Genomic DNA, 17,194 nt, shown 5'->3' with positions numbered 1-17,194 from the left:
AAGCTTCGTCTATTCGTCTTCTTTTCCGCCCGGTGTCAAGAGACCGAGTTCCTCGAGGTCGAGCTGGGTGATCGGGTCCTCGTCTTCCGCCAGTTCGTCTTCGCGAAGCGGCATGGGCACCTGGAAATTGGCGGGGATTCGGCCGGTCAGGAGGCCGGCGCCCTTCAGTTCCTCAAGCCCCGGCAGGTCGCGCAGGTCTTCGAGGCCGAAATGGTCGAGGAAATCGCGGGTCGTGCCGAAGGTGACCGGGCGGCCCGGCGAGCGCCGGCGGCCGCGAAAACGCACCCAGCCCGCCTCCATCAGCACGTCGAGCGTGCCCCTGGAGGTCTGCACGCCGCGGATATCCTCGATTTCGGCGCGGGTGACCGGCTGGTGATAGGCGATGATCGACAGCACCTCGAGGGCGGCGCGCGACAATTTGCGCACCTCCGTCTCGTCGGTACGGATGACGAAGGAAAGGTCCGGCGCGGTGCGAAAAGCCCAGTTGTCGTCCATCTGCACGAGGTTGACGCCGCGCCCGGCATAAAGCCCCTTCAACTCGCGCATGACATGCAGCACGTCGACGCCGCGCGGCAGGCGCTCGGCGATATAGGCCGTAGACACCGGCCCGGCGGAGGCGAAGACCAGGGCTTCGGCAATGCGCGCGGCCTCGTGCAGCCGGCGCGGATCGACGATCGTGCCGCCATCCGCGTCGTGCGGTACGTCGTCCTCGCCTTCAGTCACGCTCACGGCTCCCCGTCCTCGTCGCCTTCGGGGTTCGGTCCGCGGCGCAGGTAGATCGGCTGGAAGGCGCCGTCCTGGCGAAGCTCCAGCCGCCCTTCCCGCACCATTTCCAGCGTCGCCGCGAAGGCGCTGGCGATCGCCGTGGTGCGGTCTGCGGGATCGGTCAGGTAGCGCAGCATGAAATGGTCGAGCGCCGTCCAGTCCTCGAACTCGCCGATGAGCAGCGACAGGATGTCCCGCGCCTCGGCGAGCGACCAGACGGTGCGCTTCTCGATGGTGACCTGCGTAATGGCATGGCGCTGGCGCAGCGAGGCATAGGCGTTGAGCAGGTCGTAGAGCGAGGCCTCGAAGGTCGAGCTCCGTTCGACCGGGATATGTTCCGGCATGCCGCGTGCGAAGACGTCGCGGCCGAGGCGGTTGCGGTTGACGAGCCGTGTCGCGGCATCGCGCATCGCTTCCAGCCGCTTCAGGCGGAAGGCGAGGCCTGCCGCCATCTCCTCGCCCGAAGGACCGTCGTCCTTTGCCTGCTTGGGGATCAGAAGGCGCGATTTGAGATAGGCGAGCCAGGCCGCCATGACGAGATAATCGGCCGCAAGCTCGATGCGGATTTTTCGCGCCCGGTCGATGAAGACGAGATATTGCTCGGCGAGCGCCAGCACGGAGATGCGGGTGAGATCCACCTTCTGCGTGCGGGCAAGGTGCAGGAGAAGATCGAGCGGGCCTTCGAAGCCGGCAAGGTCGACGACGAGGCTTTCCTCGGAAAGCCCCCGCTCCTCGCTACCCTCCTGCCACAGGTCATCCATCGGCGCATCCGCACCGCGACCCTTCTTGTGTGGCTTCGGCCCCGTTCCCTGCACGTCGCCCCTCTAGAGTTTTTAAGCCACCGCGATCATCGCGTTGAATTCTTCGCGCAGCGCCTGCTCGTCCGCCCCGTCCGGCGTCGGAAAGCCCGCGCGCACCGCATTCGCCCGCCGCAGGCTATCGCCCGTGAGCGGCGGCACGTTTTCGGTCACGGCTATCATTTCGTCCATGATGCCATGGCAATGCAACACCATGTCGAGCCCCGCGGCGATGATTCCCCGGCTTCTTGCAGCAATATCGCCTTTCAGCGCGTTCATCGACACGTCGTCGGACATCAGGAGCCCGTCGAAGCCGATATGGCCGCGGATGATCTCGCTCACCACCCTGGCCGAGGTCGTCGCCGGATTGTCGCCGTCGATGGCGGTGAAGACGATATGGGCGGACATCGCCATCAGCTCGTCCTTCATGCGCCGGAAGGGCACGAAGTCGCAGGCCTCCAGCGCCTGCCTGCTCGCATGCACCACCGGCAGGTCATGGTGCGAATCGACCATGGTACGGCCATGGCCCGGAATGTGCTTCATGATCGGCAGCAGTCCGCCGGCCTTGAGGCCTTCCGCCGCCGCCTTGCCCATCACCGCAACAATCTCCGGTTCCTGGCCGTAGGCGCGGTTGCCGATGACGTCGTGCACGCCCGGCACGGTCACGTCGAGCACCGGCAGGCAATCGACGTTGATGCCGAGGCGCAGGAGATCGAAAGCATGCAGGCGCGACATCAGCCAGGCGGCGCGAAGCCCCTTCTCCGCATCCGCGCGATAGATCGCGCCAAGCGCTGCGGCATTCGGATATTGCTGCACATGCGGCGGCTTGATGCGCTGGACGCGGCCGCCTTCCTGATCGATCAGCACCGCAATGTCGCTCTCGCCGCCGATGCAGTCGCGCATCTCCGCCGTCAGGTCGGCCACCTGCGCCGGCTCGCCGATATTGCGGCCGAAGAGGATGAAGCCCCAGGGCCGCTCGCTGCGGAAGAAGGCCTTTTCGTCGGCGGTGAGGCTCAGGCCCTTGCAGCCCGAAAGGAAGGATTTCGATTCGCTCATGTCCGCAATCTTAGTGGTTCGGTGGGGAAAGACGAAGGGTTGCGCCTTCGCGGGAATCAAAGAGGCGCGGACCTGCCGCGCCTCTCCGGAAAATCTGCGTCAGCCTCAGCGGGTGACGAGGCAGCTGCCGCCGGCGCTCTTGTAGCGACTGCAAAGCGAATTCGCCTCTTCGCGCGAGCCGGCCGGAATGCGAACGCGGAAGAAGGTGCCCTTGTTCGGGATTTCCGCCTTCTTGATATCCACGCCGCGGCCGCCGATGACGCTCGAGAATTTCGAGGACAGCGAATTGTAGCTCTTCTGCGCTTCGGCTTCCGACGGCAGCGAGGCGATCTGGATGACGTAGCTGCCGGGGGCGACGGCGGCGACCTGCGTCTGTTCCGCCTGCCGGGTTTCCGCGGGCTTTGCTTCGGCGGTCTGGGTGCCGGAGACATTGCCGTTTTCGGTGACGGTGCCGACGACGGTGACCGGCTGGTCGATCGGACGGGTTTCCGGAACAGGCGTGTTGCCGTCGGTCGAAGTCGCCGTCGCGCCGATCGTCGTCGTCTTTACGGTGCGCACCGGCGCGGTGTCGTCGACCTGAGCATTCGCGACTTCGGCAAGAGCCGAGCGCGGCTGGCCTTCGCCGGCCGCCTGCTCGGCGCTGAGCGATGCGTTCGCATCGACCGTCGCATTTGCCGTGGCGACGGCTTCGCCCGAGGCGGTGCCGGTGGTCGCCGTGGCCTTGGCGTCGATATCGGCCGTTTCCACGACGGGCTCGGTGACGGTTTCCTCACGGGCGACCAGCGTGCCGTCCGGCTTGACGATCATCGTCTTGACCTTGCGCGGCGAGACGAGCGGCTTGCCGCCTTCCGCCGTTGCGGTCTGGGGTTCGTCGACGCCCGGCAGCAGGCGGTTTTCATCGTCCGCCTGGATGACCGCTTCGACGCCGTCTTCCGGACCGTCGAACGGCAGGGTTTCCGGCGTCAGCGTGCGCTGCACAACGTCGACCGGCTCCTCCGTCGAGGTGACGAGCTGTTCCTGCTGCGGCGTGGCGGCAGCATCGCCGGCCACGCGGTCGTAGACGGCCTTGTCCTGGTTCGGAACGGTCTTGCCGCCCTTTTCCTCCGGCACGACCTTGACCGGCTCCTTGTCGGCCAGGATCACGCGCGGCTCGCCGGAGCCGGCCGCACCGCCGCTAAAGGCGGTCCAGGCATAGACGCCGCCACCGCCGACCAGCAGCAGGGCCGCGATGGAGGCGGCGATCAGGAGGCCGCGGCGCGGACGCGCCTGCTCGTCATCATAACCGTCGCCGGTATAGAGCGTGCTTGCCTGGCCGGGATCGACGGGGATCGCCATGCGCTCCGGCTGGCTCAGCGAGCGGCGGAAATCCTCTTCCAGCGCGCGCTCGAAATCGTCGACATCGTTGATCTGCGCCGTCGGCTGGGCGACCGCCGCGGCAACCGCGCCGGCGGCAACGCCGGCCTGCAGGTCCTCCGTGCGCGCCTTCGCAGACGGCTCGGTGAAGAGCTGCGCCATTTCCGCGTCGATGTCGAAATCGTAGTCGGGCTGGTAGACCGGCGGCTTTTCCTTCTCGATGACGGGAAGCTGCGGCACGTCGAGCTCGGTGACCGGCGACACGCCCTCGTCGGTATCGGCGATCATCGCCGGGTCGAAGGGCAGCGCGCCGTCGGCGGTCTCGGTGATGACGGGCTGCGGCGCGGTATAGGTGGAAACCGGAACGGCAACCACAGGCTCGCGGCGCACGGGCGTGACCACCTCGACCGGCCTTGCGACCTCGGCCTTCACCTCCTGCTTCACCGGCTCGTCGTCCAGCGAGAAATCGGAGAGATCGAGCTCGATGTCGGACAGGTCGAAGTCCAGGTTCTCGAAATCGACTTCCGGCTCGGCGGCAACCGGGGTCGGGATCGCGACCGGCTCATGACGGGTTTCGGCGACCGAGCTCTGGACGGGTTCGAAGACCGACTCGCCGACGAAGGACGTCCGCGCCGTCTCGGCAACCGGCTGGCGGTGCTCAACAACCGGCTGGCGGTGTGCGACGGGCGTCGCACGGCCAAAGATGGAGGAGAGGCTGCCGGTGGTGCGCGGCGTTGCCGTCACGGCGGCAAACGAGGAACGGGTTTCCGGCACGGGATAACGCTCGACTTCGGTCAGCAGCATATCGCGGTCATCGTTCTGGCCCGGCTCGACGGATTCCACCCGGTAGTCGGGCTCCGCATCGAGCGCGGGCTCTGCGGCCTGCCACTGGGTCTCGGCTTCCGCCACCGCGCGGGCGCGGTCCTCGCGGTTTTCGAAGGGCATTTCAGCGACGAAATGCGGCTCGTCGCGGGCGTAGACCGGTTCGGCATGGAACGGCTCGGCATCCTCGCGGGCCGCCTCGTCCGGCATCCAGCCGTCGAAATTCGGCTCGCTGCCGGCCTCGACAGTCACCGGAAGCGGCTCGACGAAGGAGGCTTCGGCGCTGTGCTCACGCGGCGCGCGGTCGTCGGCCAAAAGGTCGTCGGCAAAACCCTCGCCTATCGAAAGTTCCAGCTCGCGCTCCAGGTCGAGACCGACATCATCGAGCGGGTTTTCATCCGCGGCATGCGGCTGGAAGCCGAGGAAGGCCGGCTGGCGCTCGTCGGCAGCGGTACGCTCGGGGCTGTAGCTTTCGACCACCGGCTCGCTGCGCTGTTCGAAGCGCGGCTCCAGCCTCTCGACGAATTTCAGGCCCGCATGCGCCGTCGGCTCGGCCTCGACGGAAGGCGCGTCTTCGTGCACGGCCGTTTCAAGCTCGTCGGCCAGCAGCAGGGCGGGATCGAATTCCAGTTCCGGCTCAGGCTCGGCCGGACGGACATCGGCAAAGACTTCGTCTTCGACAAGAGACGGCTCGACCACCGGCTCTTCGAAGACGGGCTCGCGATAGTCGACATCGTTCAGCGTGGCACCGTACTGCGGATCGCCGACGATCAACGCATCCTCGAAAGACGGCTCGAACGCCTGCTCAGTGATGGACGACTCCTCGAAGGAAGGCTCGCGGCTACCGATATCGCCCGCAGCGACGTCGCGCGTCGGCACTTCGTCGACAACGGCGTCGTGGTCTTGCGCAACCGGCTCCGGCTCGCCGAAGACAGGCTCGACATGGCGCGGAGCCGCACGCTCGACCGCAACGCGGCTCGGCGCGTCATATTGCTCGAAGGCACGCATCAGCTCGTCCTCGAGGGCGAGCACCGGATTGTCCCGTCGCGGGACAGTCTCGACGGCATCGACGACCGGTTCGGAGGAAGGCTTGCCGACGTCCTGGACCGGACGGGGCTCGTAACCGACAAGACGGGCAAGTTCGGCCAGCGGATCGTCGTCCGCCAGGAGATCCGTGTCAGCGGTTCCGCTTCGCGCGAAGTTCTTCTCTGCCATGCTACTTCCCACTCACAAGCTACAAAAACGCATTTGCCAGCTTATTGTGGGGAAATGGTGACGTTATCGCATTTCGTCCGGGGCGGCCGTGCCTGTAATCGACAGGCCGGACTTAAGAACAGACGCGACAGCATTCACCAGCCCAAGTCTGGCAATACTCAATTCTCTATTTTTATCGTTAACAAACCGTAATTCCGGTTGCTCTTTGCCTTTATTCCAATGCGCGTGGAATGCACTGGCAAGATCATAGAGGTAAAAAGCGATGCGGTGCGGCTCCTGCGCCAGTGCCGCGCCCTCGATGACACGGGGATATTCTGCGAGCTTTGCGAGAAGCTGCAACTCGCTGGGATCGGCGACATTGCCCGCAATCGCCGCGGCGAGATCGAGCGACGCGATGTCGAGATCCGGGAAGGCCTCGGCCGCCTGGCGGAACACCGACATGCAGCGTGCATGGGCATACTGCACGTAGAAGACCGGATTGTCCTTGGACTGCTCCGTCACCTTGGCGAAGTCGAAGTCGAGCGGCTCGCTGTTCTTGCGGTAGAGCATCATGAAGCGCACCGAATCGCGGCCGACCTCGTCGACCACGTCACGCAGCGTGACGAAGTCGCCGGAGCGCTTCGACATCTTGACCGGCTCGCCGTTGCGGAACAGCTTGACCAGCTGGCAGAGCAGCACCGTCAGCTTCGCGCTGCCCTCGGACACCGCACGCGCAACCGCCTCCAGGCGCTTGACGTAGCCGCCGTGGTCGGCGCCGAGCACATAGATCATCTCGTCGAAACCGCGGTCGTACTTGTCCTTGAAATAGGCGACGTCGGCAGCAAAGTAGGTATAGGAGCCGTCCGACTTGATCAGCGGGCGGTCGATATCGTCGCCCACTTCCGTCGAGCGGAACAGCGTCTGCTCGCGGTCTTCCCAGTCTTCCGGCAGCTGGCCCTTCGGCGGCGGCAACACGCCCTTGTAGACGTGGCCCTTGAAGGTCAGGTCGTTGATCGCCGTGCGGATCGGCGCGCCGTTACCGGCATGCAGAGAACGTTCGGAATAGAAGACGTCGTGGCGGACGTTGAGCGCGGCGAGGTCCTCGCGGATCATCGCCATCATCGCGTCGATCGTCCTGTCCTTGACGAGCGGCATCCACTGGTGCTCCGGCATGGCGCGCAGCGTCGTGCCGAATTCCTCCGCCAGCGCCTTGCCGACGGGCACGAGGTATTCGCCCGGGTAAAGGCCCGACGGGATGTCGCCGATCGCCTCGCCCAGCGCCTCGCGGTAGCGCAGGAACGCCGAACGGGCCAGGACGTCGATCTGCGAACCGGCGTCGTTGATGTAATATTCCTTGGTCACCGCATAGCCGGCGAACGCGAGCAGGTTGGCGAGCGTGTCGCCCACCACCGCGCCGCGGCAATGGCCGACATGCATGGGGCCGGTCGGGTTGGCGGAGACATATTCCACGTTCACCTTGCGCCCCGCGCCAAGCGAGCCGCGGCCATAGTCCACGCCCTGCCCGATCATACCGGCGAGCAGCGCCTGCCAATAGGCGACCGAGAGGCGCACATTGATGAAGCCCGGACCGGCGACGCCGACCTCGGCCACCTCAGGGTCCTTCTTCAGTTCCGCGACGATGAGGTCGGCGAGCGCGCGCGGATTGAGGCCGAGCGGCTTTGCCAGCACCATGGCGGCATTGGTCGCGACGTCTCCATGGCTCTGGTCGCGCGGCGGCTCGACGCTGATGCGGCCGAAATCCAGCTCCGCACGCTTCTCACGGACGATTTCAAGTCCTTCGAGTACGTTTTTGATTCTGTTGTCGAAGTCTGTAAAAAGGTTCATCTCATCCATCCGCGCGAAGCGATCCGTGGGCGGCTGACTATCGCAATTCAGGGGTATGGTCAAACAGCCGGCGGTGCGTGCTGACCGCGTAGTTGTCGGTCATTCCCGCGAGATAATCGCCGACATGGCGCGCGCGCGCCGATTCCGGCATGGTCGCAATGCGGTCCACCCAATAGTGCCCCTGCATCAGCTGCGGGTCGTCCATATAGGCGTGATAGAGGTCCGTCAGGATGGACGCCGCATTGGCGCGCACGCGCATCACCTCCGGGTGGCGATAGATGCGGGAAAACAGCAGGCGCTTGATCTGTTTGTCGGTGACGGCCATCTCGTCGGTGAAGGTCGCAAGCACCCGGCGCGCCTTGCGCACGTCCTCGGCACTTTCCGGGCGCACCTCGCGGATCGCCTGCTGCGCATAGCCGATCACGTCCTCCACCATGGCGGTGATCTGGCGGCGCATGATCTCGTGGGTGAAGCGCGAGGCTTCGAGGTCCGGATAGCGCTCACGCACCTCGCGCATCAATCCTGCCAGGAACGGCACGTCCTCCAGCATATCGAAGGTCAGGTAGCCGGAGCGCAGGCCGTCGTCGATGTCATGGGTGTTGTAGGCGATATCATCGGCGATCGCCGCCACCTGCGCCTCCAGGCTGGCATAGCTCGCCAGCTCCAGGTCGTGCACGGCGCAATATTCGAGGATCGGCCGCGGCACGTCGTCGCCGTGCGTGCATTCGCCCGTCGGGCCGATCAGCGGCCCATTGTGCTTGACGAGGCCCTCCAGGCTTTCCCAGGTGAGGTTCAGCCCGTCGAAATCGGCATAACGCCGCTCCAGCTTGGTGACGATGCGCAGCGACTGCGCATTGTGGTCGAAACCGCCGAAGGGTTTCAGCACCTCGTCCAGCGCGTCCTCGCCGGTATGGCCGAAGGGGGTGTGGCCGAAATCGTGCACCAGCGCCACGCCTTCGGCGAGGTCCTCGTCGAGTTTCAGCGCCCGCGCCAGCGCACGCGCGATCTGCGCCACCTCGATCGTGTGGGTCAGCCGCGTGCGATAATGGTCGCCGTCGGCGGCGATGAAGACCTGCGTCTTGTGCTTCAGGCGGCGGAAGGCCGTGGTGTGCACGATGCGGTCGCGGTCGCGCTGGAAGTCCGACCGCGTGGGGCTTTCCGGCTCCGGATAAAGCCGCCCGCGGGTCGCCCAGGGGTCGGAGGCATAGATGGCGCGTTGGCCTGCGCCAAAACCCAGCGCATGTCTGTCCAGTGTCATTCGTCACCTGCATTCACGCCGCCCATTGACGCGGCCGCAATGCCTTCATACCTATAGTGTGCACAGCGGCAAGTCCGGCTGCAAGCTGAGCTTGAAATGCAAGCCTTTTCAGGGATTTGCGCAAGACGCTCCGCAGCCGCTCCTGCCGTCGGCGACAAAGTCGCCTTCCGTGCGCGACAGCGATTCTCTCCGGATCTTGACCCCGGCAGGAGGCAGACATGAACGACAAGTCCGTAAGTATTTCCGACGCCGCCGCAAGGCGCATCGCGTCGATCCTCAATTCCTCGCCGGAAAAACAGGCGTTGCGCGTCTCCGTGGAAGGCGGCGGCTGTTCCGGATTTTCCTACAAGTTCGACCTTGTCGAGGACCAGCAGGACGACGACCTGGTGCTCGAAAAAGACAAGGCCAAGGTGCTGATCGACCAGCTCTCCCTCGTCTATATGGACGGGTCGGAGATCGACTTCATCGACAACCTGCTCGGCCAGTCCTTCCAGATCAAGAACCCGAACGCGGTTGCAAGCTGCGGCTGCGGCACCAGCTTCTCGATCTAATTATCCAACGGAAACGGAACCCGCATGCCGATCAAGATTGCCACCTGGAACATCAACGGCGTGCGGGCGCGCATCGACAATCTGGTCGCATGGCTGAAGGAATCCAATCCCGACATCGTCGCGTTGCAGGAAATCAAGTCGGTCGACGAGTCTTTTCCGCGCGGCGAGATCGAGGCGCTCGGCTATCACGTCGAGACGCATGGCCAGAAGGGTTTCAACGGCGTCGCGCTGCTCTCGAAGATCCGCCCCGACGAGGTGAACCGCGGCCTGCCCGGTGGCGAGGGCGACGAGCAGTCGCGCTTCATCGAGGGCGTGTTCTCCGTCGAAGGCGGCGTCGTGCGCGTCTGCTCGATCTATTTGCCCAACGGCAATCCGCCGGACGATCCGGTCAAATATCCCTACAAGCTTTCCTGGATGGAGCGTCTCATCGCCTTTGCGCAGGACCGGCTGGCGCTCGAGGAGCCGCTGATCCTTGCCGGCGACTACAATGTCATTCCCGAGCCGCACGATTGCTGGGACGTCAAGGTCTGGGAGCGTGACGCGCTCTACCTGCCGCCGACGCGCCAGGCCTTCCGCCGCCTCGAAAACCTCGGCTTCACCGATGCCGTGCGCGCGACATCGGATGCCGTGCCGCTCTATACGTTCTGGGATTATCAGGCGGGTTGCTGGCCGAAGAATTTCGGCATTCGCATCGACCACCTCATGCTGTCGGCCGAAGCCTCGGACCGCCTCGTCTCGACGGCGGTCGAAAAGCATGTGCGCGCCTGGGAAAAGCCGTCCGACCACGTGCCGGTCGTGGCCGTGCTCGATTACGCGGCCTGAGGCAAAAACCTAACAGGCTTTATTCGTCGGGATTGAAGCGGATGCTCTGCGCGAGCGCCACGCCCTTGCGGCGGTCTTCTTCGCTTGCGACGGAGAAGGCTTCCTCCTGCGTCGCCTGAAGCCAGGCACAGTCCTTCGGCGGGCAGTGATCGAGGGCTGCGGTCATGAAGGCGAGACCGCGGGCCGCCTGGCCCTCCTGGAAGAGGATGTTGCCGAACAGGCCCATAGCACCTGCATGGCCGTTGTTGCGCGCCCGGTTCAGCCACTTCTTGGCCTGATGCACGCTGGCATTGCCGCCCTCGCCCGAAAGCATCATGCGGCCGAGCTGGAACTGCGCTTCCGGAATGCCGAAAGCGGACGCTGCCTGGAAATAGAGCTGGCGGGCCTGGGTCATGTCGACCTTCACGGGACTATCCGGAATGCCGCGACGATAGTAGCTGGCGAGCGCGATCAGCGCATTGGCGAAGTAGCCGGTATCTTCCGAGCCCGGCTCGACGCCGGCCTGGGCGATCTCGCTGTAGATCTTGAAGGCTTCGAGGTCGTTTTCCGGCACGCCGTCGCCATCGGCATACATGTTGGCAAGCGCCCAGCGCGAACCGGTATGGCCCTTTTCCGCCGCATAGCGATAGGCCTCGATGGCATCTTCCTTGCGACCCTTCTTGTAGGAGAAGAAACCGAACTTGAAGAGGTCGAAGGGACCGCTTTCCCTGCTGACGCCGGACTGGGGATCGAATGCGAGGGCCTGTGATGCCGCTCCGAAGGAGAGCGAAAGGCAAAGACCCATTACCACTATTTTCATCGGCGACAACTCGGACTTGGGCATCACTTCTACAATTCCGTGCCCAGCCTGGTTCGCTGTGCCAAACCGGAAAGGCACGGGTCTCGTGCGGATTTCCGGCAACTCCGGCGGCAATGACATCGGCTGGCTCATCGTTTCCTTGGGCGCGGTTTCACGCGTCTACTTGTCATTATCGCTGCGCCCCGTTTGTGGCGGGAAATGGACATCTCGTCGCTCGCCTAGCTGTGTAGCAAACTCTGGAAAAAAATGTGTTGCGATTCCGTCACATAATTTGACGCCTCGCTGTGGTTTCCCCAGAGGGCTTTAACCGGAGCAACGAAGTCTTAACCAAGAAAAAAGGCCCGGCGATGACGCCGGGCCTGATTCTGATCCCTTGATGGTCCGCCGATCAGAATTTGATCTTGAGCGAGGTCGAAATTGCCGTCACCAGATCGGTGTCGAAATCATAGGAAACGCGCCGGCCGAAGGTACGGCCGTCCTTGACGATCTGGCCGGAGGAACCGCTGGTGAGGATGCCGAGCGCGCCACTCAGGCGGAACTCGACATTTTCGCTGGCAGCGTAGGAAATGCCCGTGCCGAGGGTCCAGGTATCCGTCTGCGCGCCGATGCCGGTGCTCGTGCCGCGGTCCCAGGTGAGGCTCACCGCGCCGCTCAGCTTGTCGTTGAACTTGTGGCCGACGCCGCCCGAAACGGTCCAGCCGTCGCGATACAGCAGGTCGAGCGAGGTCACTTCCGTCGGGCCGCTGGTGCGGCATTCGATGCCGCGTGTGGCGATCGGGCAGAACGGCAGGCTCTGGAGCTGGCTCCAATCGGTCCACTTGACCGAGCCGAAGGCCAGCCAGTCCGGCGCGATGCCCGACTGGAACTTGAATTCCAGCGAATCCGGCATGTCGGCCGAGCCGAAGACCGGCGTGTTGACGCCGGCAATGCCCGGCAGCACGGCGCCCGGCACCTGCCGCAGGTCCATCGTGCCGGTAATGTCGTCAAGCTTCACGGCGCTGTTGTAGACCAGGCTCGTACGCAGCGCATATTCCTCGATCTCGTAGGCGATACCGGCGCGCCAGCCCCAGCCCTCGCCTTCGAGCTCCAGGCGGCCCATGCCGTTCAACGGCGAGCCGGCCGGCATGGCGAAGACCAGCCGGTCCTTGAAGCCGGAGACTTCCTGGTAGAAGCCGCCGCCGATCACGCGGAACCGACCCGGTCCCATGTCGAAGGAATAGGAGCAGGTCGTCGCGTAGTTGTGGCTTTCGATCTTGGTCTCGACGTTGTCGTTGGCGCCCGCCCAGTTGCGGCCGGGATTGACGTGCACGCCCCACGGTTCGGAATAGTCGGCCATGCAATCGATCGCATCGCCGATCGACGCCTTGATGCCGACGCGCGGCACCCAGTAGCCCTCGGTATCGCGGATGCCGTTCCTGGGCAGGCCGTTGAGGTCGCCGTCCTCGGGCACGTTGTCGCGGACGTTCTTCATGTCTCGCTGCGGGTTGACATAGGTGGCGGTCGCCTCGGCCGCATAGTCCGAAGGATCGAACAGAAGGTCGATATTGTAGCCGCCGCGCTCCAGGCCGCCGGCCTGGGCCGATGTCGCGGTCAGCAATGCCATCGCAGCCATCACGCCGCGGCCGATCGTTTTCTTACCCATGCAATCCCCCTCACAAAGTCTTGCGCTAACGACAACTGCCTTTGTCGCGCGCCTCTCCGCCATGACTATCGAAGACGCGCGCTTCCTTGGCAAACCCCAGTTCTTGCCTGTGATTTCCAAACAGTATTCAGAAAATTACGTAAGGTTTTTATGAAGACCCTCAGCACCAACAAGCCAGGGTACATTTTTTCAATATCACGAGGATTTTACCGACCCCATGGATATTCATTCCCTAGGGGCGACGATCTGTCACATTATGGACACAGCCGGAAATTTGCGGCCGCAGCATCGAACAAAAAACCGCGCCGGGGTTTCCGGCGCGGTTTTTACGTCTTCCCAGCAAATTTTAGGGGAATCAGCCTGCTTCGCTGACGCGGCCAAGCGCCACCGCGAGGCTTGCAAGCTGCTGTTCGAGCTCCGCGAAACGTTCGCGCTCGGCCTCGACCACTTCGGGCTTGGCGTTTGCGACGAACTTTTCGTTCGACAGCTTGCTTTCGATGCGCGCGGCCTCCGCCTTCGCCTTGTCGATCGCCTTTGCAAGGCGGGCCTTTTCGGCCGCCAGATCGATCAGGCTGCCGAGCGGCAGGCAGGCGGTCGCCTCGCCGACGACGATCTGCGCAGCACCCTTCGGCGCCGCGTCTTCGAGGCCGACCTCCGACACGCGGGCGAGACGGCGGATGGCCGAATCGTGCGTTTCGAGGCGCGTCTTCGTCAGCGCATTGGCGCCGACGACCACGAGCGGCGCCGTGGCGCTCGGCGGCACGTTCATTTCGGCACGCACCGACCGGATGCCGGAGACCAGCTCGACCAGCCAGTTGATCTCGTCGGCGGCGGCATCGTCGGCATAGGCCGGCGACGGCCATTCGGCATGGCAGACCAGCTTGTCGCGCACCTTGCCTTCGCCGGCGGTATGCGCCCAGAGTTCTTCCGTCATGAAGGGCATGAACGGGTGGAGGAGCTTGTAGATCTCCTCCAGGACATAGGCCGCGCAGGCCTGCGATTCCGCCTTCGCGGCCGCGTCCTCGCCCATGAAGACCGGCTTCAGCAGTTCGAGATACCAGTCGCAGAACTGGTTCCAGACGAAGCGGTAGAGCGTGCTCGCCGCATCGTTGAAGCGGTAGGTCTCGATCGCCTCGGTGACGTCGCGCGCCGTGCGGGCGAGTTCCGTCAGGATCCAGCGGTTGATCGTCAGCGATGCCGTTTCCGGCACGAACTTCGGATCGGTCGCAACCCCGTTCATCTCGGCGAAGCGCGTGGCGTTCCAGAGCTTCGTGCCGAAATTGCGGTAGCCGGCAATGCGGGCCGGGTCGAGTTTCACGTCGCGCCCCTGCGCGGCCATGATGGCCAGCGTGAAGCGCAGCGCATCCGCACCATATTCGTCGATCAATTCGAGCGGATCGATGACGTTGCCCTTCGACTTCGACATCTTCTGCCCGTTCTTGTCGCGAACGAGGGCGTGGATATAGATCGTGTGAAAAGGTTCGATCGGGTTGCCGAGCTCGTCCTTCATGAAATGCAGACCCATCTGCATCATGCGCACGACCCAGAACGGGATGATATCGAACCCTGTTACCAGAACGCTCGTCGGATAATAACGCTCGAGCGCCGGCGTCTTTTCCGGCCAGCCGAGCGTCGAGAACGGCCACAAGGCGGAGGAGAACCACGTGTCGAGCACATCCTCGTCGCGCGTCAGGATGTCGCCCGGCTGGAAATTCTCCAGCTTCTCCTCGACCCAGGCCTTCCAGGGGCCTTCATGCGCGATGTAGTGCTGGATGGCGGCGTGCAGCGCCTCCTCCTCGCTCTTTTCGACGAAGACCTGGCCATCCGGACCATACCATGCCGGAATCTGGTGACCCCACCAGAGCTGGCGGGAGATGCACCAGGGCTCGATGTTCTCAAGCCAGTTGAAATAGGTCTTTTCCCAGTTCTTCGGAACGAAGTTGGTGCGACCCTCGCGAACGGAATCCAGTGCGGGACCTGCAAGCGCCTTGTTGTCGACGAACCATTGATCGGTCAGCATCGGCTCGATGACGACGCCGGAGCGATCGCCGAAGGGCTGCATGACCTTCTTGTTCTCGACATAGGGGATGTCGTTGCCCTCGCCGTCCTTGACGGTGACCGCAAGCCCTTCGGCGTTGATCGCATCGATGATGCGCTTGCGGGCCTCGTAGCGATCGAGACCGCGATATTCGTCGGGAACGAGGTTGATGTCGTCGACCTCCGCCTCGTTCGGCACGTTGCCGGACTTCGCGATTTCCAGCGCCTGCGCCGCATAGACGGCATAGGGTTCGCCGTCGGCGCGCAGGGCGGCCTGCGTGTCCATCAGCCGGTAGAGCGGGATATTGTTGCGACGGGCGACCTGATAGTCGTTGAAGTCGTGCGCGCCGGTGATCTTGACCGCGCCGGAACCGAAATCCCGTTCGGGATATTCGTCCGTGATGATCGGGATGAGACGGCGATGCTCTCTGGGGCCGACCGGGATCTCGCAGAGCTTGCCGACGATCGGCGCATAACGTTCGTCCAGAGGATGGACGGCGACGGCGCCGTCGCCCAGCATCGTTTCGGGACGCGTGGTGGCAATCGAGATGTAGTCGCGTTCCTCCTGGAAGACGACGTTGCCGTCGGGGTCCTTCTCGACATAGGTGTAGGTCTCCCCGCCGGCGAGCGGGTACTTGAAATGCCACATGTGGCCGTCGACTTCGTTGTTCTCGACCTCCATGTCCGAAATCGCGGTTTCGAATTTCGGGTCCCAGTTGACGAGCCGCTTGCCGCGATAGATCAGGCCTTCCTTGTAGAGCGAGACGAAGACTTCGAGCACGGCTTCGGAAAGCCCCTCGTCCATGGTGAAGCGCTCGCGCGACCAGTCGCAGGACGCGCCGAGGCGTCTCAGCTGGTTGAAGATCACGCCGCCCGATTCCGCCTTCCACTCCCAGACCTTCTCGATGAAGGCGTCACGGCCCATCTCGCGCCGGCCGGGCTGCTTGTCGGCCGCGAGCTTGCGCTCGACGACCATCTGGGTCGCGATGCCGGCATGGTCCATGCCCGGCTGCCACAGCACGTCCTTGCCGCGCATGCGCTCGAAGCGGACCATGATGTCCTGCAGCGTGTTGTTGAGCGCGTGGCCCATATGCAGCGAGCCCGTCACGTTCGGCGGCGGTATGACGATCGTGAAGGTTTCGGCGCCCGGTTTTGCGCCCTCGCCGGCGCGAAACGCGTCCGCATCTTCCCACGTCTTGGCAATTCGCGGCTCGACCGCTGCGGAATCATAATTCTTTTCAAGCATTTTCGTGCGAAGCCCGCTGTTTGTCGTCAGGGTTTTCTAAACCGGATGGCCGGCGTGAAGTCAACAATATCAGAAGAAAAGCCGCGCCGGGGGTCCGGCGCGGCTCAAACCATTTCTAAGGAGAATGGCGGCGTCGGTCAGCGGCGCGGGCCGCGCGCCACCCGTTCGATCTCTTCGCGCACCAGCCGCTCGACCAGCGTCGGCAGGTTGTCGTCGAGCCATTCCTGCAGCATCGGGCGCATCATTTCTTCCGCAATCTCGTCAAAGGACCGGCGCGGGCCGGCATCCAGCGCCTCCGCCAGCGCGCCAAAAGACTGCGCCACGCGCTCGCCGACAGCGGGCGAAACGAGGGCGGCGAGATCGCGGTTGACCGCGGCCGGTTCGACCATGCGCGTTTCCACGACGGGCGCCGGTTCGGCATGAGGCATCACGGTCTCGTGCTTTTCAAAAGACGGCTCGCGCTTTTCAGCAATGGGCTCGTATTTTTCAGCAGAGGGTTCGCGCTTCTCGACGGCTTCGACCGGCGCCACGAAGCGGCTGGCATTCGCCGCCATGCGGGCGGTCATGACCGGGTTTTCTTCGCGCAGCGGCATCTGCACCGGCTCGATGGAAACGGGGTCCGCCTCCGTCTCGCGGCTTGCAATATGCCGCTCGGAGGCGGCGCGCACGCGGGCGGCGACATCGGCAAGCGACAGCGCCGGCTGCGTGCCCTGGCCCGGTTCCATGCGCTGGATCGGCTGGATTGCGGAGGGGCGGTGCTCCTCGCTGTGGAACCGCTCTACCACCCCCGGGTGGTCCATCAGATTGCCGGGGTGGCTGTCCGTCGTGATATGGAAACCGTCGTCGCCGTCGGCATCGGACGCAAGATCCGGCATGGCTTCGTTGTTCTCGATGATCTTGCGAATGGACGCCAGGATTTCATCCATGGACGGTTCACGCGCTACATTTGGCTGAGCCATTTCTATCCCCGTTCTCTGCGGCGTCCACGGCCTGCCGCTCCCAGCCTG

12 protein-coding genes are annotated in these 17,194 nt (G+C 64.1%); 2 read left to right on the top strand and 10 right to left on the bottom strand.

Annotated elements, in window-relative coordinates; translation table 11 throughout:
- Positions 1–9 precede the first annotated feature (9 nt).
- From scpB to VGN93_RS07040, 6 genes are all read right to left on the bottom strand, one after another.
- Positions 10–723 (bottom strand): SMC-Scp complex subunit ScpB, encoded by a 714-nt coding sequence (scpB, locus tag VGN93_RS07065; RefSeq protein WP_327507005.1) that lies wholly within the window; start codon positions 721–723, stop codon positions 10–12.
- A 2-nt stretch (positions 724–725) separates the two neighbouring features.
- Positions 726–1,526, bottom strand: a complete 801-nt coding sequence (locus VGN93_RS07060) for a ScpA family protein (protein ID WP_327506895.1) — start codon at positions 1,524–1,526, stop codon at positions 726–728.
- A gap of 72 nt (positions 1,527–1,598) precedes the next feature.
- Positions 1,599–2,618 (bottom strand): beta-N-acetylhexosaminidase, encoded by a 1,020-nt coding sequence (gene nagZ / locus VGN93_RS07055; RefSeq protein WP_327506894.1) that lies wholly within the window; start codon positions 2,616–2,618, stop codon positions 1,599–1,601.
- Between the two features lie 105 nt (positions 2,619–2,723).
- On the bottom strand, positions 2,724–6,008 hold the full coding sequence (locus tag VGN93_RS07050) for an SPOR domain-containing protein (RefSeq protein ID WP_327506893.1): 3,285 nt from the start codon (positions 6,006–6,008) through the stop codon (positions 2,724–2,726).
- A 63-nt stretch (positions 6,009–6,071) separates the two neighbouring features.
- A complete protein-coding gene (gene argS / locus VGN93_RS07045; protein ID WP_327506892.1) occupies positions 6,072–7,832 on the bottom strand; it encodes an arginine--tRNA ligase in 1,761 nt (586 codons plus the stop codon).
- A 37-nt stretch (positions 7,833–7,869) separates the two neighbouring features.
- Positions 7,870–9,090 carry a deoxyguanosinetriphosphate triphosphohydrolase gene (locus VGN93_RS07040; protein WP_327506891.1) on the bottom strand — a complete coding sequence of 407 codons (1,221 nt, stop codon included), beginning with the start codon at positions 9,088–9,090 and terminating at the stop codon, positions 7,870–7,872.
- A gap of 218 nt (positions 9,091–9,308) precedes the next feature.
- Here VGN93_RS07040 and erpA point away from each other — a divergent pair, with 218 nt between their 5' ends.
- A complete protein-coding gene (gene erpA, locus VGN93_RS07035) occupies positions 9,309–9,641 on the top strand; it encodes an iron-sulfur cluster insertion protein ErpA (RefSeq protein ID WP_327506890.1) in 333 nt (110 codons plus the stop codon).
- Positions 9,642–9,671: 30 nt separating this feature from the next.
- A complete protein-coding gene (gene xth, locus VGN93_RS07030; RefSeq protein ID WP_327507004.1) occupies positions 9,672–10,463 on the top strand; it encodes an exodeoxyribonuclease III in 792 nt (263 codons plus the stop codon).
- A gap of 19 nt (positions 10,464–10,482) precedes the next feature.
- Here the strand turns inward: xth and exoR are convergent, their stop codons facing one another.
- The 4 genes from exoR to VGN93_RS07010 all read right to left on the bottom strand — a co-directional run bounded on the left by exoR (position 10,483) and on the right by VGN93_RS07010 (position 17,146).
- Complete coding sequence (gene exoR / locus VGN93_RS07025) at positions 10,483–11,286, bottom strand: exopolysaccharide production regulator ExoR (RefSeq protein ID WP_319319014.1); 804 nt, start codon at positions 11,284–11,286, stop codon at positions 10,483–10,485.
- 364 nt (positions 11,287–11,650) lie between these two features.
- Positions 11,651–12,904, bottom strand: a complete 1,254-nt coding sequence (locus tag VGN93_RS07020; RefSeq protein ID WP_327506889.1) for an OmpP1/FadL family transporter — start codon at positions 12,902–12,904, stop codon at positions 11,651–11,653.
- A 355-nt stretch (positions 12,905–13,259) separates the two neighbouring features.
- Positions 13,260–16,187: a valine--tRNA ligase gene (locus tag VGN93_RS07015; protein ID WP_327506888.1), complete on the bottom strand. Its 2,928-nt coding sequence runs from the start codon at positions 16,185–16,187 to the stop codon at positions 13,260–13,262.
- Positions 16,188–16,324: 137 nt separating this feature from the next.
- On the bottom strand, positions 16,325–17,146 hold the full coding sequence (locus VGN93_RS07010; protein ID WP_327506887.1) for a PopZ family protein: 822 nt from the start codon (positions 17,144–17,146) through the stop codon (positions 16,325–16,327).
- Between the last annotated feature and the right edge of the window lie 48 nt (positions 17,147–17,194).

It is taken from the genome of Shinella sp. (assembly GCF_035998705.1).
Classification (GTDB): Bacteria; Pseudomonadota; Alphaproteobacteria; order Rhizobiales; family Rhizobiaceae; genus Shinella.
The sequence above is the reverse complement of the archived record's forward strand: the minus strand, read 5'-3'. Positions and strand labels throughout refer to the sequence as shown.